This window comes from Leptolyngbya sp. GGD (genome assembly GCF_026735145.1).
Taxonomy (GTDB): Bacteria; Cyanobacteriota; Cyanobacteriia; order Leptolyngbyales; family Leptolyngbyaceae; genus Leptolyngbya; species Leptolyngbya boryana.
On sequence record NZ_JAPQKE010000006.1, the window covers coordinates 1 to 24,519 of the forward strand.

Genomic DNA, 24,519 nt, shown 5'->3' on the forward strand with positions numbered 1-24,519 from the left:
TGTTGCGTGGGGATGTTGAAGAGCTTGATGAACAACTTCCACCTGGCTATCAAATACAAGCTGTTTAAGAATTTCTAGAGGTAAATTTGGATTTTGAGCAACCGCCAGCCGAACACTGAGATCAGGATGCTGGGATAATTCTCGCAACCGGGATGTGGGGGTTTCAGGATTGATTGCAACTCGTCTGAGCCGATGGAGTTCCAGATCTACCGATTCTCCGTACTCGTTACGGAAAAAGAATTTTAAGTACAACTCTCTTCTGCTCACAGGCGGTAGAAAACACGTTGAGGGGTTGCGTAGTCAGTTTTCCCATTTCTTGAACGATCAGCGATAATTTGGAAACATATCTACTGAAGAAGCCAAATGACTGAGCGACTTGAGCAAGCGATCGCTCGCCTAAAAACCTTGCCGACTGATAAGCAAGATGCGATCGCAACCCTAATTTTAGAAGAACTCGAAGAAGAGCAACGCTGGGATAATTCCTTTGCTCGCTCTCCAGACTTGTTGGCTAAACTGGCAGACGAAGCAATGACAGAATATCGATCAGGCAAGACTCAAGAATTAGACCCGGAAACGTTGTGAAGTCTCGTACTACTGCTCGTTTCCGGGAAATGTTTGCTGATCTCCCAAAACCGATTCAAGAGCAGACTCGCAAAGCGTATCGGCAATTCAAAGAAGATCCAAGCTATCCCAGCTTGCGATTCAAGAAAGTCCATCCAAAGTTGCCCATCTATTCTGCACGTATCAACAAAGATTATCGTGCTGTCGGTCAATTAGAAGACGATACGGTGATTTGGTTCTGGGTCGGTTCCCATGCAGAGTATGATTTGCTGCTTGACCAGTTGTAGAAACGCCAGCTAACAACGCCCATGCACCCGACCGTTTAAAGGTTATTGGTTGGGTTCGAGAGGTTATTGGCGGCGGGTTATGGGCATCGTTAGACCGACAGAGCACAATAGAAGAACGAGAAAGAAGATTTGAGTTTTCTAGGGTTGGAGATAGTTTTGTGGCAGAATCAGCAGACAGTAATCAAGAAACTTCAACCACCGACTTTCAACGATCGCTGAAGCAAAAACATGAAGAAGCCTTAATAGAGTGCGATCGGTTAATCCAGCGGTTCAAATACATCGCTGATAAGGATAAGCGTCGTTTCACGCTTCTTAAACAATTCAGCATCTCTCTTACACTTATGGTCACTTTACTCTCCGCTTTAGCTGCTAGTAAAAGGCTCAGTGATTGGGAATGGATTGTGCCTGCTGTGAGTGGTCTTGCTGCACTTTCTACAACTTTGCTCAGTCAAACAACTTCTCAAAAAACTTGGATCAATTCTCGTAATGTTCAGCAAAGACTACAAGTTGAAAAATTCCTCTATCTTCAAACCTCTGGTAGTTATTCACTAATGAGTGAGGAAGAGAAAGTTTGTCATTTCTCAAATCAAGTCATGGAAATATGGTCAGAGGGACATGAAACTTGGGGACAAACTGTATCGGACAGAAAGAAGTAAATCTGTTATCAGTACATTCTTTAACCTGCCCATGCTTCGAGTGTTTCCGCCAATCAGCAGACCCTATGAGCCTGGTATTCGGCAGCAAGTCGAACCGGGAAACCAGGGCAAAATTGTGGCGAACATGAAAAATGTGAGCCAAAAGCAACGACACAAACTCTATCGATTGAAAGTAAAATTGAGCCTCTAGCTTTTATGGGACAACAGCGTTTTGAGCCAAATTCAAGTCTTAAACTTGCAGATCCTTCACCAAGGACTTCCCGCAATTACACCCGCTTTCGGAGCAGCGATCGCAGAAGCAGGAGCAATTTGTCTAACGGATGAAGCCCATGAGCCAGGAGTAACTCTCGAAGTTGAAGGAGAATTTTCCACTCAGTTCCAGTTGAATTGGCAACCCGTTACAGAACAAGCAAGGCGATGCTGGAATGATGAGGAATATACAACCGAGCAAGCGGCTTATGGCATTGCATTTCTATTAATTTTGCTATTAACCAATCTGACGGTGATTGAACGTTCTCGTAAGGGCACTGGATTTGACTACTGGTTGGGAAGCCAAGATTCAACCACGACACTGCCGTTTCAGCGCATGGCTCGACTTGAAGTGTCTGGGATTCGTAAGGGCAATCGGAGTCAAATCAATGCCAGAGTTAAGCAGAAAATCGAACAAACTGGCGCATCTGATGCAGAAGGGTTGCCAGCTTATATCATAGTAGTAGAATTCAGCCGCCCGCTTTCTATCGTTAGCGCGAAACGGAATCCCGAAGGAGCCTTACTCCAATGAACCAGATTCAAACGCTCCATCAACAAGCAATGGATTTAGCCGAAGCAGCCGCAGTCGCCCGCTTGAGAGGCGCGATCGAGCAAGCAACACAGTTGACCCGACAAGCGTTTGAACAAGAAACCCAGGCTGCTAATTTAATTGCTAGCGTTCTCGATGCCGAACCTACTCGATCTGTCCTCCACCGTAGCGCTGCATCTTTAGCGATCGAGTGTGGCGAATTACGAGCCGCAGAACGACTAATTGCCACCGCATTATCTGGCAATCCGCCCCCAGAGATTGCAGAAGAACTCAAAGATTTATTCATCCAGATTAATCTGAGTCAATATCTGAAGCGTCAAGGAATTGATATCAACATTAACGAATTTCAAGGTTTGGTAAATCAGTAATAGCTAGTGAGGTACAGTCGAACAACATGGCTGAAGCAGACGGTAGAGAGTCTTTGCGCTTCACTTCAGACTTATCCACCGCCGCCCACTTTGACCATCATGTCTCTCAAAAACCTCAGATTTCTCAGCGATTATGCGATCGCTGCCGCTGGTGTTTTCGTCGGAACTTTTAGCACCTGTTGATACACCTTGCCTAACTGAGCCGCAACGCCATCCCAGCTAAACATCTTCTCAACTCGATCGCGCCCTGCCTGACCTAACTGATCACGCCAGTTTGGATCTGCCAAAATTCGATCGATCGCCTTGGCAAATGCCGCATCATCTTTTGCCGGAGCTAACAAGCCTGTGATTTCAGGAATGACGGTAAACTGCAATCCGCCCACATCCGAAGCGACAACAGGCGTTCCACTTGCCATCGCCTCAATTGCTACTAATCCAAACGGCTCATAATGACTCGGCACTACCGAAACATCGGCAGCAGCATAATACAAGTGCAGATTTTCAACTCCTAAACGACCCGGAAACAGCGTGATATCTTGCAAGCCGAGTTCATTGACGATGCCTTCAATACGCTCTCGTTCCGCGCCATCACTTTGCCCAGGACGACTGCCCCCGCCGATAATCAACTTCAAATTCTGGTCTTTTAGCTGAGACTGACCCACTGCACGAACTAAGGTTTCAATTCCTTTTCGGCGATCGAAGCGACCTACATACAGCACAATCTTGGCAGTTTCATCCAATCCCAACGTGCGCCGCGCTTCAATTCGAGAAATATGACCAAAGCGTCGAGTATCCGTGCCACAAGGAATAATATCAATGCTGCCGTGAGTCGAAACGAGCGATCTCATGTGGTCTTTCTCTTGTGGACTCGTTGCGACAATCCGCTCAGCCGTTTCTAAACATAATTTCTCAGTCGCTAAGCGAGTCTTCGCAATCATAGGAATCGCTGAAATTGACTGATATTTCACTGCACCTAAAGAGTGATAGGTATGAATCTGCTTCACGCCTTGCAGCTTTTTCAAGGTCATACCGACCCAGGAAGACAGCCAGTAGTTAGTATGAACTAAATCATATTGAAATCCTGAGTCAGCCTGAAATTGTTGCAGGGCTTCGACAAACTCAGGCAAGTAGCCAAACAAATCATCACGCGGAATAAATTTTTGCGGCCCAGCCGTTAATCGAATCGTGCGGCAATGCGGCGTGTGTTGCACAATCTCAGGCTGGTCGGCATCCGATCGACGAGTAAACATATCGACTTGCCATCCCTGCCGGGACAGCGCTTCTCCAACGTTCCGCACATAGACGTTTTGACCGCCCGCTTCCTCTTTGCCAATCTCGATCGCAGGATCGCCATGAACCGAAATTAATGCAATCCGAGGGCGCTGTCCTGAAATAGCCATAGTTCTTTTACCAAAACACGATAAACAGAAACAGAATGTGAATTTTCATATTCGCTTGTGTTTAGGTTAGTAACATTTCACTTCGTTTTCATCTTTCAGGGGTTAGAAATCAAACAAGATAATATCTGGGCTAGACAAAATACTAAAAAGTTAGAATCTATCAAAAGTAAGATTTTCAGCACAAAAAAAGGGTAGATAGCTCTACCCTGTACCTGCATTTCGATTGTGTGAATTAATACAAGCGGCTTAATACATAGTCAGCAAGTTTGATCAAAGCCTGTCGAGATTCAGACATTGGCAAGTCTGCCAGATGTTCGATCGCGGATTTAGCATGATGCGATGCCAGTTCTCTCGCTCTCTGAATCCCTTGGCTATCCCGAACCAGTGCTAAGGCTTGTTCGAGATCGTCTTCTTGTTCAAATTCTCGATCGATTAAGTCTTCCAGATACGGCTTTTCTTCCAACGCATACAGAACTGGAGCCGTGAGATTGCCGCTTCTGAGATCTGAGCCAGCAGGTTTGCCAAGAGATTCGGTTGAGCCTGTGAAATCAAGAATGTCATCGACAATTTGGAACGCTAAACCGAGATTACGCCCGTAGTGATAGAGATTTTGTGCCTCAACTTCAGAAGCATCGCTGAGAATTGCGGCGGCTTTTGAACTATTGGCAATTAAAGATGCGGTTTTGTAATAGCTCTTTTCGAGATAAGACTCGATCGTAATTCCCATATCAAACCGAAATAATCCCTGCTGAATTTCGCCTTCTGCAAAATCCTTGATCACCTCAGAGAGCAGCTTGATCACTTCGATGTTTTCTAAATTCGCCAAGTACCAAGAAGACTGGGCAAAAAGAAAATCTCCAGCAAGTACTGCAACTTGATTGCTAAATCGGCTATGAACCGCTGGAATACCGCGTCGGGTTGCGGATTCGTCGATCACATCGTCATGCACCAAGCTTGCCGTGTGAATCATTTCGGTGATTTCAGCTAAGCGTCGGTGGCGTTGAGTAATCTCCTGCCCATGCATCGTGGCGCGAGCGACTAAGAGCACGATCGCGGGTCGGATGCGTTTCCCGCCAGCGCTAAATAGATGCTCTGCGGCAGCGTACAGAATCGGATGACGCGCACCAATGAGGTTTTGAAGATTCTCGGTGAGTAAACGTAGATCCGCTTCTACCGGAGAAAATAGGGATGTTGCTGAGGTCATGTAGTTGCCGACTCAGAGGCTATAGGTTAAGTTTTTTTACGGCTTGTAAGCTTATTTTACTCATAAATCCGCAATTCTAGGGGACTCAAAATTTTTGGTTCTCAGATTTGGGTAAATCTAACTAGCAAAAGTCCCGCTCTCTCATCGATTCGATCGAGTGGCGGGACAAAACCAAATCGAGTCAGGATTCACATCTTAGAGCAAGCCGAGCCAGGTCAAAACGCCTTGTCCCGTGACAAATTCTACAATCAGCGCTGCCACAAATCCGATCATTGCGGCACGTCCATTTAAGCGTTCTGCATACTGATTGAAGCCAAATTTCGGATTTTCAAGCTTGGGGGTTACGGTCGGTTGAATCTGCGTCATGGTAAACAAAACCTATCCTAGATTTAGGGGTAAAAATTGTTACGAGTCAAAGCGGTTGAATCGCTTAACAATTCTTTATCTGTATTTTAGCGAGCGAATTGCATAAATGGGATCTGCATGTTAAACAACCGTTGACTCTAGGTTGGAAGACTACACTAGAAGTACGACTGGAGAATGGCTATGGAAATCGGTGTCCCTAGAGAAACCAAGGATCAAGAGTTTCGAGTTGGTTTGAGTCCGAGTAGTGTGAGGGTGCTGATCGAACAGGGGCACTCGGTCGCGATCGAGTCAAAGGCAGGTGAGGGTTCGGGCTTTAGTGATGCAGATTATGTGCAAGTCGGTGCCACGATCGTCAATAGCGCCAAAGCAGCCTGGGATCGTGAACTCGTGATTAAGGTCAAAGAACCTTTGAAAGCCGAGTATGACTATTTACAGAAAGGACAAATTCTATTCACCTACCTGCACTTGGCAGCTAGTCACGAATTAACCGAACATTTGCTGAATTCAGGTGTGAGTGCGATCGCTTATGAAACTGTAGAACTTAGCGATCGCCGACTGCCGCTGTTGACCCCTATGAGTATCATTGCGGGTCGCTTATCGGTGCAATTTGGAGCGCGATATCTGGAACGACAGCAAGGTGGGCGAGGTGTCTTGCTTGGAGGCGTTCCCGGCGTTAAACCGGGACGAGTGGTGATTTTAGGTGGAGGAATTGTTGGAACCGAAGCGGCGCGGATGGCAACGGGAATGGGCGCGCAGGTGACAATTTTAGATGTGAATGTCGATCGCTTGTCGTATTTAGAATCCGTCTTTGGATCGCGAATTGAACTGCTTTACAGTAATTCGAGTCATATCGAAGAATTAGTTCCTCAAGCGGATCTACTGATTGGTTCAGTGCTGATTCCAGGACGGAAAGCGCCGATCTTAGTGTCGCGAGAATTAGTGAAAAAAATGCGATCGGGTTCGGTTATCGTCGATGTTGCAGTCGATCAAGGTGGCTGTATCGAAACGCTGCATCCGACCTCACACACCGCTCCAACTTATGTGGAAGAAGGCGTAGTGCATTATGGTGTCCCAAATATGCCGGGTGCAGTTCCTTGGACGGCGACCCAGGCTTTGAATAATAGTACGCTGCCGTATGTGTTGAAATTGGCAAATCATCGGATGGAAGCCCTCGATCGCGATCCTGCCTTAGCGAAGGGGCTAAATGTCCAGAACCATCATTTGATTCACCCGGCAGTGCAAGAAGTGTTTCCGGATTTAGTGAGTTAGCGCGATCGTCAAAATCTACAGAAGTCCAACTTTTTGAACAAGTTGGACTTCTCAAGTCAAGCCGAGATTATTCGTGAATCCAACCGATGATCGTCGGCGACCAATTCACTAATTCTTCGTCTTTGAACCACAGCGCAATTTCGCTTTGAGCCGTTTCGGGTGCATCTGAACCGTGAATCAAATTCCGTCCAATGTTGGCACCAAAGTCTCCCCGAATCGTGCCAGGTTCAGCCGTCAGCGGATTTGTCGCACCAATGACTTTCCGGGCGCCTGCAATCACACCGTCACCTTCCCAAACCATCGCGACCACAGGGCCGGATGTAATAAATTCCACCAAGCTGCCGAAAAACGGACGCTCACGGTGAACACCGTAATGGCTCTCCGCCAACTCACGGCTAACGTTCATGAATTTCAATCCGACGAGAGTAAAGCCCTTTGTTTCAAAGCGGCGAATGATTTCACCAACCAATTTACGTTGTACGCCATCAGGCTTAATGGCTAAAAATGTGCGTTCCAAGCTGGACTCCCAAGAATGACGTGAAATTTACCAAACCTAGATTAGCCCAGATTGGGGGTTTGGGATGAAATTGGGAAGTAGGGAGTAGGAGTCAATCTCCCCACTCCCCCCACTCCCCAAATTACGTAGTGCGAAAGACCTCGATTTCGTAAACTCCGCGATACACTGAATGCTTAAGAATCGCAAAGTGAGGAGCAGCCACGATGGGAGAGCGCGCAGCTACTGCCAAACCGGAAAATCTACAGCCTGAAGAGAAGTTGGAAGCGTCAAGCAATCACTCAAAGGGCAAGCCGAACGGCAAATCGAACGGTAAATCGCGCCCCGTTGAACCGCCTCAACCGAAGAAACAATGGACGATCGAAGATAGCGAAGAGCTTTATCGCATTCAAGGATGGGGCGATCCGTATTTCTCAATTAACGCAGCAGGACACGTCACCGTCTCGCCGAAAGGGAATCGTGGCGGATCGTTAGACTTGTTCGATTTGGTCAACGCATTGAAACAGCGAAATCTAGGCTTGCCTTTGCTGATTCGATTTTCAGACATTTTGGAAGATCGAATTGAGCGGATTAATTCGGCATTTGCGAAAGCGATCGCAAGATACAGCTATCCCGGTGTCTACCGAGGCGTGTTTCCTGTGAAATGCAATCAACAACGTCATTTAGTCGAAGATCTGGTGCGATTCGGACAACCGCATCAGTTTGGATTAGAAGCTGGCTCAAAGCCTGAACTGATGATTGCATTAGCATCGCTCAAAACGCCGGGAGCGCTGCTCATTTGCAATGGCTATAAAGATCGCGAATACATTGAAACCGCAATGTTGGCGCGACGATTGGGACAAACGCCAATCATTGTGCTTGAACAAGTCGAAGAAGTTGAATTTGCGATCGAAGCGAGCAAAAAACTTGGAGTCGAACCAATTCTGGGCGTGCGAGCCAAGTTGAATGCCAAAGGGATTGGGCGCTGGGGCACTTCGGCAGGCGATCGCGCTAAGTTTGGCTTAACGATTCCTGAAATTATTCACGCCGTCAATCGGTTAAAAGAAGCCGATATGCTTGGCTGCTTGCAACTGCTGCATTTTCACATTGGCTCTCAAATCTCAGCGATTAGCGTCTTGAAAGAAGCGATGCGAGAAGCGAGTCAAATTTATGTGGAACTCTGCAAACTGGGAGCCAACATGCAATACATGGATGTTGGGGGTGGATTGGGTGTGGACTATGACGGGTCGCAAACGAATTTCCACGCATCCAAAAATTACACGACTCAAAACTATGCCAATGATGTCGTGGCGGCCGTGAAAGATGCTTGTACGATCGCGAATCTTCCCGTTCCGACTTTGATTAGCGAAAGTGGCAGAGCGATCGCATCGCATCAATCCGTTTTAGTCTTCAACATTCTGGGAACGAGCGATGTCTCGTCTGAGATTCCAGAACCTGCCAAGGAGAATGAGCATGTGATCGTGCAAAATCTCTACGAAACTTATACGTCGATCAACTCTGATAATTTCTTAGAGATGTATCACGATGCCACTCAGTTCAAAGACGAAGCCGTGAATCTGTTTGGATTCGGTTATCTGAGCCTGACTGAACGCGCTAGAGCCGAGCGTTTGTATTGGTCGTGCTGCCATAAGATTGTTACTTTTTCGCGACAGCTTGACTATATCCCTGACGATCTTGCAGACCTAGAGCAGATCATGGCATCCATGTACTACATGAATCTCTCAGTCTTCCAATCGGCTCCCGATAGTTGGGCGATCGATCAACTCTTCCCGATCATGCCGATTCATCGCTTGAACGAGGAACCGACGCGCCGTGTAACGCTCGCCGATCTCACCTGTGACAGTGATGGCAAGATTGATCAATTTATTGATCTGCGGGATGTGAAACCTGTGCTAGAGTTGCATACTTTAAAGCCTGGTGAACCTTACTACTTAGGCATGTTCCTGAATGGAGCGTACCAAGAGATTATGGGCAACTTGCACAACTTGTTTGGTGACACAAACACTGTTCACATCCAACTCACGCCCAAAGGCTACCAAATTCAGCATGTGGTACGCGGCGACACGATGAAAGAAGTGCTGGGTTATGTGCAATATGATCCTGAAGACATGATCGAAAGTATTCGACTTCAGACTGAACTCGCATTAGCAGACAATCGAATTACCTTGCAAGAGTCACAATTGCTGCTTCAGAACTATGAACGCAGTTTAAGCGGCTACACTTACCTCGTATCTTAGCTTCTGGTTGTTTCATCTGGAAGGATGAATTTTACTAGGTTTGCTGATACGAGTAGAGGGTGAGAGTGACTGTGTTGGACTCTCAATTCTCCAGTGCTAGACTGTCTAGCTCTCAACCCTCTACAACTCAATGCTCAACATTGCTTGAAGCTGAATTTATAGCCATTGCTGAATGAATTCTGGCGATCGCCAAAGTAAGTAAACGATCGTGGCACAAATTCCTGTAATCACAGTCGTCAGTCCATAAGCCACACACATTAATAATCCATCTGATTCAAGCATGGCGACGACGAGGAGTAAGATCCCGATCGTGGGAAATGGATTGGTCAAAGGAATTGGTGCAATTAATAAAATAGAAAGCCAAGTGATGCACATTCCATTGAATTGCCAAATTTTTGGATTCGCTGCAATTCGACGCATCCGAGGACGAGTAATTTTCTCTAAAATGCGCGTGACTCGTCGCACATTCTGCAATAGCTGTTTAGCAAAGCTCGTCGGAAATCGAAACCGGGCGACTTTTTTGGGCAACCAGGGGGTACGCCTTCCTAATGCCATTTGAACACCTAGCAAAACACAAGCCGTACCCGGAATTCCCGTTAGCCCGGGCGGCACAGGAAAGAGAAAAGGAATCACCATTAGTCCAATGACGAGACCAAATCCGCGTTCTGAAGTTTCGGAGAGAATAGCCGCGATCGTTAACGGTTCTTCGGATAGCCGCTTAATTAGAGATTCAATGTCTTGCGAGAAGCGAAGATGCATTCGTCGATAACGTGACAGATACGAAAATTCTAACCGAGACTTTCAGAAGTCGAACGCCTGCAAACTACTGATCTTTAACTCACTTGACTTATCCCTTCGAGGTTTTAAATCGATGTCTCGCATCGCTGAAAGCTTCCCGCATTGCAGCTTGAATCCTTTTCGGGTCAGGCGTTTTACCACCCATCAAATCCCCAAAATACACACATGCTGCTTCGCCTAACGCCCAAGTATAGGCACTCGCCCACGAAGCCGCAATTACACTGCCAAACCCCGGCACAAATTTAATCAATTCGCGCCCGATCGCTTGTGCTACAAATCCACCCGCGATCGCACTAACGACCCCACCTGCCTGCGAAGGGCTTAACGTCTGTCCATACAACTGTCCCAATGCTCCCACCATCGAAACTTGTAGCGCAGTCAACACGGGCATTGTGGCTAACGGTAAAGGAATCGCTGCTGCTGCCCCTGCCATTACGGAAAACGGCAAGATATAACGTCGCGCAGCATCTCGATACAAACCGCTAATTTGCTGACCTGCATCTCGATCGCTTAACAGTTGCGAAATGGTTCTTGCTTCAGCTTCTGGCAGCAATTCCGCGATCGTATCCATCAAAGACTCTAATCCATAAAAGGTTGGATGAAACTCATCTTCCTCCAACGTAAAATCGATCAAAACGGCACGGTCAAACAAGCCCTTAAAGTCTTCTTGAATGCGCGTAAACGCACGATCGACTTCTGCCAAATTTGGTGGATACTCAGGATGATCGCTCACATCCGGTGGATAGAGTTCATGCAGACAAGTGACAACCAGTAAGACAGGCACTTCTGGGCGTTTTTGCCGAATCCGACCTGCAATCTGTTTGAGCGTATCCGTTGCAAAATCACTGATTTTAACAGTGAGCAGTAAAATTTTGGCATTCGTCTCAGATTCACTCGACTGCAATTCGCCCACTAATTCGCGAATCACTTCCGATGTTGCTTGCGTTCCATCTCCCAAGCCGACCGTATCTGTAAAAATGACAAGTGGTAAATCCTCAGTGGGATAGCAATATTGTTGAGTGTACTGGGTATGCGGACGAAAGCCTTGACCAATGATTTCAGCCGAAACGCCGGTTAAACCACGAACGATCGAAGATTTTCCTGATTGCGGTTTGCCGACCAGCAATGCTTCAGTCGTCGGTAGTTCCGATCTGACTTTCTTCAAAATCTCTTCGACTTCTGCTTCATCGACCTTGAACCAATTCTGTAGCGTCTTTGCCATTGGTTCAATCGAGACGCGCTTCGTGGCTTCTGCCATCCCATCCCGAATTTGATTCAACCAGGAACTATCCCACTTCATCGCTCCTTCCTCATCAGAATAGAAAAGGCGCGATCGTAACCGCACCTTTACTGATAATTATGGCGTTTCTCAATTTAGCTATTCATCACCCGACTGTGCGGATTCCCCCCCTGGCGAGGACTTATAGATGGCATCTAGCTGTTCACGGGCATCTTCCACACTCATCGATCGCATGACCAGCAGCGGTTCGTCAATCATGCGACCATGCTCATCGAGTAGCTCTGGATGAGGGGTCGGACGATTCTGTTTGACGGGAGGATACTGACGCTGCGACTCAACCCCCAACGTCATTAAATTCCGGATTAAATTGCCAACTGCCAAGAAAGCCAATGCTGTGAAAGCCAGAATATAAAGTAGGTGCAGAATCATACGCCTCGCGCCAATAGAGATTGACAAAAGAGAATTTACCGGAAGCGCTGCGGCTCCCGGTTTGCAATTATGAAAAATCGTTTTCTAATTATCTAACAGTTTCTCAGATTTTTCTGATTCCTGGTATCCCAAAAAAGAGAGAGTTTGCAAAACTCAACTCGATTGCTGCGATCGCAGTTTGAGACTGACTTGCCAACATTCGCTCACTAGATGATGCCACGTGACTAAGACGGATGAATCGACTCCCGCCTGACCCCCTGTGGCTTTCAGCAATGCCTGAACCGTGCTCACTTCCTGCTGACTGGTCATCACGCGCTGCAAGAGGTCTTTCTGCTCGTCTGCAGAGAGAAATGGAATGTGCTGCTCTTCCAACAGGCTGCGAGAGCGCGAAAACCAGTACTCGAAGTCGTCGAGCAGCGGTTCTAAGATGGTTTTGAATAAGTCGGAGTCGGGGTGATTGGGATTAAACATTTTGAAAACCGATCGCGTTAGCAAATCCTAATAGTCGTTACATTTCGTAACATTTCTATTTTAGCTTGAAAGTTTGCAGATTCAACCCCGAATTACCGTGAGGTCGGTAAGATATATGGGTGATTTTATTAGCCTTCGTCCCATGTCTGCCGATTCAAACCAGCCGGAAAAAATTTATTTGCCCAAAACCAGCGAATCTGAAGCGTTGAAGAAAATTCGCCATACGACTTCGCACGTATTGGCAATGGCGGTTCAGAAGCTCTTTCCGAAAGCACAGGTGACGATCGGGCCTTGGATTGAGAATGGGTTTTACTACGATTTTGATAACCCAGAGCCTTTTACTGAAAAGGATCTCAAAGCGATCAAGAAAGAGATGGCGAAGATCATTCGGCGCAAATTGCCTGTGATTCGTGAAGAAGTGAGCCGCGAAGAGGCAAAAAGCCGAATTCAAGCGCTGAATGAGCCTTACAAGCTAGAGATTCTCGACGATATCAAACAAGAGCCGATCACGATTTATCACTTAGGCGATCAGTGGTGGGATTTGTGTGCAGGCCCGCACGTAGAAACGACCGAAGAATTAAATCCAGACGCGATCGAGCTTGAATCCGTTGCGGGTGCATATTGGCGCGGAGATGAAACTAAAGCTCAGCTTCAACGCATTTATGGCACAGCTTGGGAAACGCCTGAACAGTTAGCTGAATACAAGCGCCGCAAAGAAGAAGCGATGAAGCGCGATCATCGAAAATTGGGTAAAGAGTTAGGATTGTTTATTTTTTCGGATTTAGTGGGACCAGGGTTACCTCTGTGGACACCCAAAGGAACGATTCTGAGATCAACCCTAGAAGACTTTCTCAAACAAGAGCAGACCAGACGCGGTTATCTGCCTGTCGTTACGCCACATATTGCCAAAGTGGATCTGTTTAAAACTTCAGGTCACTGGCAGAAGTACAGCGAAGATATGTTCCCCATGATGGCGGAGGATGACAAAGCTCGAACCGAAGAACAGGGCTTTGTGATGAAGCCGATGAACTGTCCGTTCCACATCCAAATCTATAAGAGTGAACTGCGATCGTATCGAGATCTGCCGATGCGATTAGCAGAATTTGGGACAGTCTACCGCTATGAACAGTCAGGTGAACTTGGCGGATTAACGAGAGTACGAGGCTTTACAGTCGATGACTCTCACTTGTTTGTCACGCCTGAACAGCTTGATGCGGAGTTTCTCAGTGTTGTGGATTTGATTTTATCGGTCTTCAAGAGTCTACAACTGAAAAACTTTAAGGCTCGTTTGAGTTTCCGCGATCCAGACTCGGATAAATATATTGGGTCTGATGAGGCGTGGGAGAAAGCTCAAGGTGCAATTCGCCGTGCAGTCGAAACGATGGGCATGAACTATTTTGAGGGCATTGGAGAGGCAGCATTTTATGGACCGAAATTGGACTTTATCTTTAGTGATGCGCTCGATCGAGAATGGCAGCTTGGAACGGTGCAAGTCGATTACAACTTACCGGAACGCTTTGATCTCGAATATGTGGCAGAAGACGGCAGCCGTAAGCGTCCTGTAATGATTCATCGTGCGCCGTTTGGCTCGTTAGAGCGATTGATCGGAATTCTGATCGAAGAGTATGCGGGAGATTTTCCAGTGTGGCTTGCTCCTGAGCAGATTCGATTACTCACGGTGAGTGATGAATTTTTACCATTTGCGAAGCAGGCTGTCGAGCAAATGAAACTTGCAGGAATTCGAGCGGAAGTTGCGCCGAGCGGCGATCGATTGGGCAAACTGATTCGCAATGCTGAGAAGGAAAAGATTCCGGTGATGGCAGTTGTGGGTGCGAAAGAGGTCGAATCGAATGCGTTGAATATTCGGACGCGTGCATCGGGTGAATTAGGAGCAATTGCGCTCAGTGAGGTGATCGATCGTCTTAAACACGCGATCGCAAATCACGGGAATTTCTAGCCTGCAAAATTTGCCCAGTTTATGTTGGCAGTTTCACAGAGATTTCACGGTTGCAACGGCATCTCCAAATTTAAGAGATGCCGTTGTTCAGTTCTATTACTGACTTCGAGAAATTTCACTAGATAAGCTTATTTAAGTTGCGATCGCAGACGGGAATGATAAAGACGTTCTGTTAGGAGTCCACCAGAATGTCTGCTTCTGCACCCCAGTTTGACGCTGCTGTTTTGAATCATTGCGAGCGTGCTGAAATTGCCTTTGTTGATCCGTCTGTTCCTGAGGTTTCCAGTCTCGTTGCAGGAGTGAGATCGCAGATTGAAGTGATTTTGCTCGATGGCGATCGCGATGGTATCGTGCAGATCGCTGAAGTGTTAGAGAATCGTAGGCAGATTAAAGCGATTCATCTCATCTCTCATGGAACTCCTGGCGCAATTTTAATAGGCACAGCACAATTGAGTGCTGAAACGATGAGAATTTATGCGCGATCGCTGATGCAGTGGTCGGAAGCATTAAGCGCAGATGCAGAAATTTTAATTTATGGTTGCGAAGTCGCTCAAGGTGCAGAGGCACTTTTGCAACAAATGAGTGAACTGACAGGAGCCACGATCGCGGCTTCTGCGACAAAAACAGGCTGTGCAGAACTTGGAGGAAATTGGGAGTTAGAAGTCAGAACGGGAGAATGTCAGACTGAACTCGCATTTGGGATGGAAGCGCGCGCGCGTTATCGATCGATTCTGGCAAATGATCCTGTTATTGTGACAGGCGCAACCACATACAATGCACCCAGAAATTTGGCAAATGTTGATGGAGTCTTGTACTTCTCAGCAGTGAGTGGCAGTGGAACTGAACTATGGAGAGTTGATCCGGTAACTGGAAATGCAACGCTCGTGAGTGACATTGTTTCAGGCAGTAGCTCCTCTTCTCCCACAAATCTAACCAATGTAAATGGAACGCTCTACTTCTCTGCGACAACTCCCACAAGCGGGCGTGAACTCTGGAAGTTTGACCCTGTAACTGGTACAACATCGATCGTTGGAGATATCAACTTAAACACGGGTAATGCTGATCCTCAAGAATTAATCAATATAGGCGGAACACTGTACTTTTCAGCAACTGATGGTACAGGACGTAAATTGTGGAAGGTTGATCCTACCAATGGACAAGCGCAGCTAGTCACAAATGCAGGTTCTTCTCCTACATCTTTAACCAATGTGAATGGAACACTGTACTTTGCAGCGACAACTAGCACAAATGGGACTGAACTGTGGAAGATTGATCCTGTAACTGGACTTGCATCACTAGCTGCTGATATTCGACCTGGTACTGGAGGTTCTTCCCTCACAAATCTAACCAATGTCAACGGTATTCTTTACTTCTCTGCAAGTGGTAACGATGCAAATGGAACTGAGCTATGGAAATTTGATCCCAATAGCGGACAGGCAACTTTAGTCAACGATATTCGATCAGGTAGCCTTGGTTCCTTGCCAGCTAGCCTAACGAATGTAAATGGAACATTGTACTTTACCGCAGATGATGGCACAAATGGTCGTGAACTATGGAGAGTTGATCCTACAACAGGTCAAGCCTCATTGGTGGCAAACATTAATTCAACAGGTTCTGCTCTCACGAATACTACGACTACCGAACTCATCAATGTAAATGGAACACTGTACTTTACTGCAGATGATGGCACAAATGGTCGTGAACTATGGAAAGTTGATCCTGCAACAGGTCAAGCTTCAATGGTCAGGAATATCAATGCGGGTTCAGCGAGTTCTGATCCGCAGTCTCTAATCAATGTAGATGGAACCTTGTACTTTACAGCAACAAATGGTTCTACTACTGGTCAGAACGGACGAGAACTGTGGAAAGTTGATCCGACAACGGGTCAAGCCGCGCTTGCGAAAGATATTCGGGTGGGGACAAGTGGATCTGGTGCTGCGAACTTGACAAATGTCAATGGAACTCTATACTTCTCGGCAAACGACGGTTCTGGCGATCGCTTATGGAAACTAGAGCCTCCAACTCCCCTCACGCTGGATCTCAACGGCGCATCTGCGGGCAGTAACTTCGCTGTAAGCTTTACCGAAAATGGTGCAGCAACAACGCTTACCAGTTCTACACTCGCAATTACGAATTCTGACACCGAAATTGATCGAGCAACGATTACAATTGCCAATTTCGTTGCAGAAGACGAGCTGCTATTTACCAATCAAAATGGGATTACAGGCAGTTTTACCAATGGTGTCCTTACACTGACTGGAACAACCTCGATCGCGAATTACCAAACTGCGCTCAAATCGATTACTTACCGCAACCTCAGCGACAATCCCAATACGACAAATCGTCAGATTCAGTTTGTCCTATTTGATGACACTCGCTCTAGCCCAGTTGCAACCACAACAGTCAGCATTACTGCACTCAACGACAGTCCAGTTCTTAATGCTCCTACCAGTCAAGGCTTTATCCCTAGCGGATTAACTCCCGTTTCAGGCATTAGTATTAATGATATTGATGCTAACAATGCGATTCCTCTAAATGTGATTGTCTCTGCTGGAACTGGAACTATTTCACTCGGTACAGTCACTGGAATTACTTTTGTCTCAGGTGATGGCAGCGACGATCAGAGCTTTGAGATTCGCGGCAGTCTCAGTGATCTGAATACAGCACTTGCATCTCTATCCTACCGTGCTAATGGTAGCTCGACTGATACACTCTCCATTACAGTCAACGATAACGGAAATGGAGATAACGGAATCACTCCAATTCAGGTCAATCGATCGATTGAACTCAGACCGCCGATCGCACTCGATCTCAATGGCGCAAATCCAGGGATCAATTTTGCGACAAGTTTTACCGAAAACGGCACTGCAACCCTAGCTAGCTCTGGTCTTACAATAACGAGTTCCAACTCTAATATGACTGGAGCGATTATTACGATCGCGAATTTTGTCGCAGCACAGGACGAGCTTCTCTTTGTTAACCAAAACGGCATCACAGGCAGCTTCAACAATGGTGTTCTTACACTCACTGGAACAACCTCGATCGCAAACTACGAAGCTGCGCTGAAATCGATTACCTACCGTAACCTCAGCGACAATCCCAACACGACGAATCGCCAAATTCAATTCGTCTTATTAGATGGTACGCAAACAAGTACACCTGCTACGACAACCCTGAGTATCACTGCGGTCAATGATGCTCCACTTCTCAGTATTCCTGGAACGCAGAACGTTGCTGAGAATAGTTCAACGGCAATTTCTGGCATTAGTATCAACGATGTCGATGCAAATAATGCGATTCCTCTTACAGTGACGCTCTCTGCTGGAACCGGAACACTCTCACTTGGTGTCGTCAATGGAATTTCATTCATCACAGGTGATGGAAGCGACGATCAGAGTTTTCAGATCCAGGGTAGCCTCGACAATCTAAATACAGCACTTGCATCTCTATCCTATCGGAGTACTGCTGCTACAGGCGATACGATTTCAGTTACAGTCAATGACAATGGCAATGGCGACAGTGGTACTACAGCGCTTCAGGTCAGTCAATCGATCGTTGTCAATGTTGGAAACAACATCAATGGAACGAATGCTGATGAAACCTTCACACTGACATTGAGAACAGATCAGCTGAATGCGGGGGGAGGGAATGACACTGTTAGTGCTCTATACGAGCAGGTATTGCAAAACGATCGAGTAGACGGTGGTAGCGGTAACGATCGCTTTGTTCTCAGTTTTGGGAATGTGGCTCTTACAGTCAATCCAGCAGATACCAGTAATCAAATCAGCGGCGTTACAGGGCTAACTGTTCAAAATTTTGAAGAGTTTGATTTTAGTCAGTATATTGGCGCGATCTCATTCGCTGGAAGTAACGCACGCGATTGGTTTATTGGTGGGTACAGTGACGATCGAGTGACTGTTGACTATGCTCAAGTGCAGCAAAACGATCAGTTTAATGGGAGTGATGGCAGAGATCGCTTTGTTCTAAACAATGGAACTATGGCGATTACAGTAGACGTGATCAACTTCAACTCACAAATTACGAATGTTTCAGGATTAGTGATTCGCAACTTTGAAGAATTCGATTTTTCAGGATATGCAGGTGCAATTACGTTCTCTGGAAGTGGTGGTGCTGACTCAGTTTGGGGTGGCTCTGGTAATGACATCCTCAATGGTAGCTCTGGCAATGATACCCTCAGTGGTGGAGGTGGCACGAATACCCTGATTGGTGGCTTTGGCAATGACACTTATCTCATCCAGTCTGCTAGCGATACGATTACCGAACTCGCAAACCAAGGGGTTGACTCAGTGATTTCCTCTGTGAGTTATACGCTCTCTTCTCATGTCGAAAATCTAACTTTAACGGGTTCGGCTGCGATCGATGGAACTGGAAATGATCTTGCAAATATTTTGGTTGGAAATGCTGGAAATAACCGCTTAACCGGAGGCGCAGGAAATGACAGGCTCGATGGAAGTTTAGGAGCAGATACACTTATCGGAGGACTTGGCGACGATACTTATGTGGTTGATAATCTTGCTGATGTCATCGTCGAAGCTTTGAATCAAGGAATTGATTCTGTTAACGCTTCAGTCAATTGGATTTTGAGCGATAACGTTGAGAATCTGACCCTGACTGGAAATGCTCAAAACGGTACGGGTAACGCTCTCAACAACCAAATTTTCGGCAATAACGAGAACAATACGTTGATCGGCTTAGCAGGCGCAGACAACTTGCGAGGTAATGCTGGAGCGGACATTCTCATTGGAGGACTGGGCAACGACACGATCGATTTAGGTTTAGATCAAGCGATCGATCTTGTGATCTATGCTGCGGGAGATGGTCGGGATACGGTGACTAATTTCCGGCGAGGAGTCGGTGGTGACCAACTCAGAATTGATAGCGCGATCAATATCGATGTAGTAGATAATGGAGCTACAACATCCCTTTACTTGCAAAATCAATCTTTGGGATTTGGCAAGGGAACACAATTGATGGTTCTAATGAATACAACTGGCTTTACTTCGAGCAATATTAGCCAGAACCTAGCAATCGGGAATCAAGCAGCCTTCTTCTTTGCTTAGACAACCATATTTGACCTCATTCTCATTGCACTTGAGCGGGATGAATCAACTCATCTCGCTCTTGCATTTTAAGAGCGAGTTACTATCTGGAAATCACCCTACTTTTCCTGTACAAAAATTGTGTATTTACTCTTAACTTATAAAGCTAAGCATAGTTAGTATCTGTCTAACTTACGTAAGTTTGCTATATAGATTCATTGTTCCTTGCTCAATAATAAGGCCATACAAACTTTGCGTGAAGCACAAAGTTGATCTGTAAAAGTTAGAGGAGTAATGACGATGAGCTTCTTATCTCGTTCTGCATCTGTTTTAGTGGGCTTAGCTGGTTTAGTAGCGGTAGCTGCTGCACCTGCATCGGCACAAAATGCATCGGTGAGCGGTGCAATCACTCGTACATCTCCCGCTGGTTTCACCACCACGATTTCTGGTGAGATTGTTGCACCTGCAGGAGTGTACTTTAGCGGCTCTTTGGATGTCACGGGTACTGCTGATTCGACGGCTCCAGTGTTAAGCGTTGATGCACCCACTGCATTTCTACCGACGGTTGGTTCTTCATCTTTGTTGGAGCAGACAGTTGCGAACACTCTGACTGGTCTTGATGTGACAACCGAGGCAGGAATGGATGCTTATGCTGCAATTCTGAAAGCTGCTGCTGGTGTGGATGGTCTCGAATCGAATCCCACTGGTTTCAGAGGATTTCCATTCTAAACTAGTTCCGTCTCTAGCTTAAGTTCCACTGGTACTTCTGGCAGCACTAGTGGAACTCAAGCCATATAAAGATCTGTAAAAGTTAGAGGAATAATGACGATGAGCTTCTTATCTCGTTCTGCATCTGTTTTAGTGGGCTTAGCTGGTTTAGTAGCAGTAGCTGCTGCACCTGCATCGGCACAAAATGCATCGGTGAGCGGTGCAATCACTCGTACATCTCCCGCTGGTTTCACCACCACGATTTCTGGTGAGATTGTTGCACCTGCAGGAGTGTACTTTAGCGGCTCTTTGGATGTCACGGGTACTGCTGATTCGACGGCTCCAGTGTTAAGCGTTGATGCACCCACTACATTTCTACCGACGGTTGGTTCTTCATCTGTGCTTGAGCAAGTTGTTGCGAACACTCTAACTGGTCTTGATGTGACAACCGAGGCAGGAATGGATGCTTATGCTGCAATTCTGAAGGCTGCTGCTGGTGTGGATGGTCTCGAATCCAATCCGACTGGCTTTTTAGACTAGTTCTGGCTCCGGCTCTAGTCTTATCGATACTTCTAGAACCCTTGGTGATAGGACTAGGAGCCGTTTAAAGATCTGTAAAAGTTAGAGGAGTAAAAACGATGAGCTTCTTATCTCGTTCTGCATCTGTTTTAGTGGGTCTAGCTGGCTTAGTAGCGGTAGCTGCTGCCCCTGCATCGGCACAAAATGCATCGGTGAGCGGTGCAATCACTCGTACATCTCCCGCTGGTTTCACCACCACGATTTCTGGTGAGATTGTTGCACCTGAAGGAGTATTTTTCCCTGGTTCTTTGGATGTTGCAGGTACAGCAGATTCGACGGCTCCAGTGTTAAGCATTGATGCACCCGCTGTCCCTCTGCCGACTGTTGGTGGTTCATCTTTGCTTGAGCAGGTTGTTGCTAACACTCTGACTGGTCTTGATGTGACAACCGAGGCAGGAATGGATGCTTATGCTGCAATTCTGAAGGCTGCTGCTGGTGTGGATGGTCTCGAGTCTAATCCGACTGGTGCTCCGGCTCCGACTCCACCAGGTCCAATTCCACCATTTGACTAAGTAGTATTGTCTGGAATTGATCAGAGATGTAATGACTACATCTCTGATTTTTTATGAGTTCACTTAGCTAGAATTTACTCTAAAAGTCAATTGGGAAGTCTATAAATCTACTTGCTCATCTTGAATCTACGTGATTGTTCTAAATAGAGTAGTTGTCCAAAACTACTCCTAGCCTTGATAGTCTTGAACCTAAGATACTCAAAACTTGAGAACCATTCGATCGCTTTCTACTTTTTCCGTATGATGCTTGCTCATTGAGCAGAGATGTATCACTCGTCTCTCGGCTGTGCGTGGAATCAGACTAGAACTGATATCCCCCTTCTAGGCGAACTTCAAAACTGTCGCCACTCATTCCTAACCGCGATCGCCAAGCGAAGCCCCGACTGGAACGATTTCTCAAGATAATGCCATAAGAGAGGGCAGATTCTCGGCTGATCAGGCTCTCTGTCGATCGATAATTTTGAATATATAAACCTGCTGACCAAATTACACTCAAGCGTTGAAGTGCCTCGAATCCAGAGAAAAACTGATCACTGAGTTCGAGCGAAGAACGAAATTCTAAACCGCTCTTAAATCTAAGTTGTCCCTCAAAGAATCCAGCAGGCTCTACGCGATCGCGACTATAACTCAAGAAAAAGCCTGGTGTGAGAGAGTAGTTCAGATCGTCTTGCTGTCGAGCATAGGTATAGCTCAAGTTTAGGTAAGCTGGATTAGAAGAATTTGGCACACTGCTCCAAGACAACCGTAACGATGGAACAAGACTTACGACGGCTTTTGGTTTCCCATTAGAACCGTTGATGACGCGAGTATCAATATGATTAACTAAAGAGTTTAAGTAAATTCCAACTGTTGGCTCAGGATTGCCTACATTGTTCGTAGCAACATCAAACGCAGCATCTCCATTCAGGTTAAACCAAACGCCAGAATTGACAGCATAGTTCCATTTTCCTGAAGACCCTGACAACATCGCTTCAACAGCAGGCAAAAAGAGATATCCTTCAAATCGATTCACGCGAGTTTTGCTACGCCCGATTTGACTCAGTTCAATGCGATCGAACGCAATATCCGACGATCGAATCCCAATCGGAACAACAGTGTAATCTGGCGAAGACGACGAGAAATCCTGCACAAACTCTTGACCATCAGGAGCTTGAATCACCACTTGTGTTGCAGACGATCGATTCGGTGTCAGTCCAGTTAAGCTCGACGGCACTGGCGTACCAATAAAAGATAATTGACCAAAGTCCCGATTAGAGAGTTCTAATCGGGAAAAATAAGTCTCTCCTGGAATCCAAGTGCTTTCAGTCTGCAAAAAACGAGCAATACGGCGTTGATTGCCGACCCGAATCTGAAAAAGATCAGCGTGTCCCGGAGTAATGGTGCTCGGGAACGTGATCGTTCCTGAAATCTGTCTGATTCCACTCGTTGTATTGGCATAGTATAAGCCGCGGTTGAGGCGCTGGTTGATCGCACTTCTCTGATTCGAGGTTGCTTGAGTGACAATGCCAGAAAACGGTTCACGGCGATCGTAGCGCTCGCGGCTCTCTTCTAAGCTTTGGGTTAGCTCTTTCGGTCGAACGAAACTAAAAACTCCTCCCAACAACAAGCCCAAGCTAGAATTCAACGATTGCAAATCATTCACCTGCCCCTTCTTCATGGAAAAAGAGATAGAAAAGCCAGGATTTGCGAACACATTTGTGTAGGTTGCTTGAGGCTGAGTTGCATCATATTGCAGCAACGTGCGATTGTGAGGCTGATTCAGCGACAAACGATGCCAAAAGCGATCGTCAGCTTCAGTAATTTTTGTGCGTAAAATTTGAGGAGTTCTCTGTCCCAATGGAATCCAGAACAAGGAATTGAAATAAGCCAGATTGCGTTCGCTTAAATTCAAGCTTGGATTGACCAAAATATTGAGTAAATCAAGATTGTCAAACTTTCCCAACTGTCCAATCTTGATTCCAGGCAGAGAACTCATGATTGGAGCTGTGGATTCCCCTTCTCCAGTAAACGGATTTTTCCAGCCAATTCTTGCAGCTTCTAGAGCCGATTGCGGGATTTTTGCCCCAACGAATAAGCCTTCTGCTTCAAGGAGCGGTTGTAGATTACTCGTCGGGTATGCCTGAAGAATCAACGGAGCATTTTCTGGCTCTAAAAACTGAAACAGTGAGCTTCCACCGTTGGAAGTATTGCTAGAGCCACTGCTGAGAGATGGCGGCGGGGCGATACGAACTGCTGTCGGACTTAAAGTTGGATTGTTAATGACCACCGGAGCAGCAGCCACTCCGGGTGGATTATTGATTTCACCTGAAATCGTTTGAATTGTAAACTGGCTCGTATCCGTCTTTCCGTACAAATCCCGAAACGGCTGCGGCAAAGACCAAACAGCTTGTAATCCCCAGAGTGCTTGCGTTAATTTAATACGCTGCTCGATTTCAACTATTCTTTCTTGCCCTTGATAGTCAATTCCCGCTTGCCAACCTCGTGTTTCGATCACAACTCGATTCTTCGGCAAGACCCAGTAAAACTGGTCAGGTTTAGGAAAGTGTGCAAAGTCAAACTCTCTAATGAGAAGCTGATCATCACGATATTGAGCATCAATGTCTGTATAGTTTTCAGTCTTTGCAGGGGTGAATGAAGTCGTCGATTCCAGCAAGTTACTCGCTGGATTGACCACCCAGGGCAAGCGATTCGAGCTATTCCCGATCGCGTTTAAGATAATCGCATCGAGTAATTTTTTAGAAACGTCTGGATCGGCGATTGCAGGTTTTGGAAGCTCTGGAGGTTTCGGTTCTGGAGGTTTTGATTCTGGAGGTTGAGCGGGTTGCTGAATCTCTGGCGCATCTGGGTCTTTGGGGAGCGGGACAATGATCTCGCTAGGTGTTGGATTAATGGTTTGGGCAATGACTACCGGGTCTGGTGCTAAGTTCTCCTTGGGCAGATTCGATAGAGTCTCGGCTGTACTTTCTATCGGCTTTGTCAAATCGATTTTGAGATTGGAAGCAGCGATCGCGCTTTTTAGAGAGAGAAGATTGATCAGCAGGCTGACGGATATAGAAAGAAAGTACGAATAGCGCTGCATAACTTGATTCAATCAACAGAGAGAA

23 protein-coding genes are annotated in these 24,519 nt (G+C 46.5%); 13 read left to right on the plus strand and 10 right to left on the minus strand.

Annotation, left to right across the window (positions count from 1 at the left end; all coding sequences use genetic code 11):
* Positions 1-267: hypothetical protein (locus OU814_RS23295; protein ID WP_268242245.1), on the minus strand; the 267-nt coding region annotated here is incomplete at its 3' end.
* 96 nt (positions 268-363) lie between these two features.
* Here OU814_RS23295 and OU814_RS23300 point away from each other — a divergent pair.
* The 6 genes from OU814_RS23300 to OU814_RS23325 all read left to right on the plus strand — a co-directional run bounded on the left by OU814_RS23300 (position 364) and on the right by OU814_RS23325 (position 2,671).
* Positions 364-582 (plus strand): hypothetical protein, encoded by a 219-nt coding sequence (locus OU814_RS23300; RefSeq protein WP_268242246.1) that lies wholly within the window; start codon positions 364-366, stop codon positions 580-582.
* Positions 579-848, plus strand: a complete 270-nt coding sequence (locus OU814_RS23305) for a type II toxin-antitoxin system RelE family toxin (protein WP_268242247.1) — start codon at positions 579-581, stop codon at positions 846-848. Before OU814_RS23300 ends, OU814_RS23305 begins: the two co-directional genes overlap by 4 nt.
* 158 nt (positions 849-1,006) lie before the next feature.
* Positions 1,007-1,504: a DUF4231 domain-containing protein gene (locus tag OU814_RS23310; RefSeq protein ID WP_268242248.1), complete on the plus strand. Its 498-nt coding sequence runs from the start codon at positions 1,007-1,009 to the stop codon at positions 1,502-1,504.
* A gap of 31 nt (positions 1,505-1,535) precedes the next feature.
* Positions 1,536-1,694: a hypothetical protein gene (locus OU814_RS23315; protein ID WP_268242249.1), complete on the plus strand. Its 159-nt coding sequence runs from the start codon at positions 1,536-1,538 to the stop codon at positions 1,692-1,694.
* Between the two features lie 21 nt (positions 1,695-1,715).
* Positions 1,716-2,285, plus strand: coding sequence for a hypothetical protein (locus OU814_RS23320; RefSeq protein ID WP_268242250.1), 570 nt, complete (start codon positions 1,716-1,718; stop codon positions 2,283-2,285).
* The gene (locus OU814_RS23325) at positions 2,282-2,671 is read left to right on the plus strand and encodes a hypothetical protein (RefSeq protein WP_268242251.1); all 390 of its coding nucleotides are present in this window, start codon (positions 2,282-2,284) and stop codon (positions 2,669-2,671) included. The genes OU814_RS23320 and OU814_RS23325 overlap by 4 nt, the downstream gene beginning before the upstream one ends.
* Positions 2,672-2,802: 131 nt before the next feature.
* On the opposite strand, the gene OU814_RS23330 is transcribed toward OU814_RS23325, so the two are convergent.
* The 3 genes from OU814_RS23330 to OU814_RS23340 all read right to left on the minus strand — a co-directional run bounded on the left by OU814_RS23330 (position 2,803) and on the right by OU814_RS23340 (position 5,641).
* On the minus strand, positions 2,803-4,071 hold the full coding sequence (locus OU814_RS23330) for a glycosyltransferase family 4 protein (RefSeq protein ID WP_268242252.1): 1,269 nt from the start codon (positions 4,069-4,071) through the stop codon (positions 2,803-2,805).
* Positions 4,072-4,303: 232 nt separating this feature from the next.
* On the minus strand, positions 4,304-5,275 hold the full coding sequence (sds, locus tag OU814_RS23335) for a solanesyl diphosphate synthase (protein WP_017288916.1): 972 nt from the start codon (positions 5,273-5,275) through the stop codon (positions 4,304-4,306).
* 195 nt (positions 5,276-5,470) lie between these two features.
* Entirely contained in the window at positions 5,471-5,641 is a 171-nt protein-coding gene (locus tag OU814_RS23340; protein WP_017288915.1) for a chlorophyll a/b-binding protein, read from the minus strand.
* Between the two features lie 180 nt (positions 5,642-5,821).
* Here OU814_RS23340 and ald point away from each other — a divergent pair, with 180 nt between their 5' ends.
* On the plus strand, positions 5,822-6,910 hold the full coding sequence (gene ald / locus OU814_RS23345) for an alanine dehydrogenase (protein ID WP_017288914.1): 1,089 nt from the start codon (positions 5,822-5,824) through the stop codon (positions 6,908-6,910).
* A 67-nt stretch (positions 6,911-6,977) separates the two neighbouring features.
* On the opposite strand, the gene ndk is transcribed toward ald, so the two are convergent.
* Complete coding sequence (gene ndk / locus OU814_RS23350; protein WP_017288913.1) at positions 6,978-7,427, minus strand: nucleoside-diphosphate kinase; 450 nt, start codon at positions 7,425-7,427, stop codon at positions 6,978-6,980.
* A gap of 203 nt (positions 7,428-7,630) precedes the next feature.
* On the opposite strand from ndk, the gene speA reads away from it, so the two are divergent.
* A complete protein-coding gene (speA, locus tag OU814_RS23355) occupies positions 7,631-9,661 on the plus strand; it encodes a biosynthetic arginine decarboxylase (protein WP_017288912.1) in 2,031 nt (676 codons plus the stop codon).
* 156 nt (positions 9,662-9,817) lie between these two features.
* Here the strand turns inward: speA and OU814_RS23360 are convergent, their stop codons facing one another.
* From OU814_RS23360 to OU814_RS23375, 4 genes are all read right to left on the minus strand, one after another.
* On the minus strand, positions 9,818-10,420 hold the full coding sequence (locus tag OU814_RS23360) for an exopolysaccharide biosynthesis protein (protein ID WP_017288911.1): 603 nt from the start codon (positions 10,418-10,420) through the stop codon (positions 9,818-9,820).
* Positions 10,421-10,508: 88 nt separating this feature from the next.
* Positions 10,509-11,759: a GTPase family protein gene (locus OU814_RS23365; RefSeq protein WP_268242253.1), complete on the minus strand. Its 1,251-nt coding sequence runs from the start codon at positions 11,757-11,759 to the stop codon at positions 10,509-10,511.
* A 78-nt stretch (positions 11,760-11,837) separates the two neighbouring features.
* Positions 11,838-12,128 carry a DUF2973 domain-containing protein gene (locus OU814_RS23370; RefSeq protein WP_017288909.1) on the minus strand — a complete coding sequence of 97 codons (291 nt, stop codon included), beginning with the start codon at positions 12,126-12,128 and terminating at the stop codon, positions 11,838-11,840.
* 153 nt (positions 12,129-12,281) lie between these two features.
* Positions 12,282-12,599 (minus strand): DUF2605 domain-containing protein, encoded by a 318-nt coding sequence (locus OU814_RS23375; protein ID WP_017288908.1) that lies wholly within the window; start codon positions 12,597-12,599, stop codon positions 12,282-12,284.
* A 115-nt stretch (positions 12,600-12,714) separates the two neighbouring features.
* Between OU814_RS23375 and thrS the strand changes: the two genes are divergently transcribed.
* From thrS to OU814_RS23400, 5 genes are all read left to right on the plus strand, one after another.
* A complete protein-coding gene (thrS, locus tag OU814_RS23380) occupies positions 12,715-14,556 on the plus strand; it encodes a threonine--tRNA ligase (RefSeq protein WP_442786151.1) in 1,842 nt (613 codons plus the stop codon).
* A 188-nt stretch (positions 14,557-14,744) separates the two neighbouring features.
* Positions 14,745-19,637, plus strand: a complete 4,893-nt coding sequence (locus OU814_RS23385) for a DUF4347 domain-containing protein (protein WP_268242254.1) — start codon at positions 14,745-14,747, stop codon at positions 19,635-19,637.
* A 279-nt stretch (positions 19,638-19,916) separates the two neighbouring features.
* Complete coding sequence (locus OU814_RS23390; protein WP_268242255.1) at positions 19,917-20,345, plus strand: hypothetical protein; 429 nt, start codon at positions 19,917-19,919, stop codon at positions 20,343-20,345.
* Between the two features lie 99 nt (positions 20,346-20,444).
* Positions 20,445-20,864 carry a hypothetical protein gene (locus OU814_RS23395; protein WP_144056224.1) on the plus strand — a complete coding sequence of 140 codons (420 nt, stop codon included), beginning with the start codon at positions 20,445-20,447 and terminating at the stop codon, positions 20,862-20,864.
* 98 nt (positions 20,865-20,962) lie between these two features.
* Positions 20,963-21,415, plus strand: coding sequence for a hypothetical protein (locus OU814_RS23400; RefSeq protein WP_268242256.1), 453 nt, complete (start codon positions 20,963-20,965; stop codon positions 21,413-21,415).
* 301 nt (positions 21,416-21,716) lie between these two features.
* On the opposite strand, the gene OU814_RS23405 is transcribed toward OU814_RS23400, so the two are convergent.
* A complete protein-coding gene (locus tag OU814_RS23405; protein WP_268242257.1) occupies positions 21,717-24,494 on the minus strand; it encodes a hypothetical protein in 2,778 nt (925 codons plus the stop codon).
* Between the last annotated feature and the right edge of the window lie 25 nt (positions 24,495-24,519).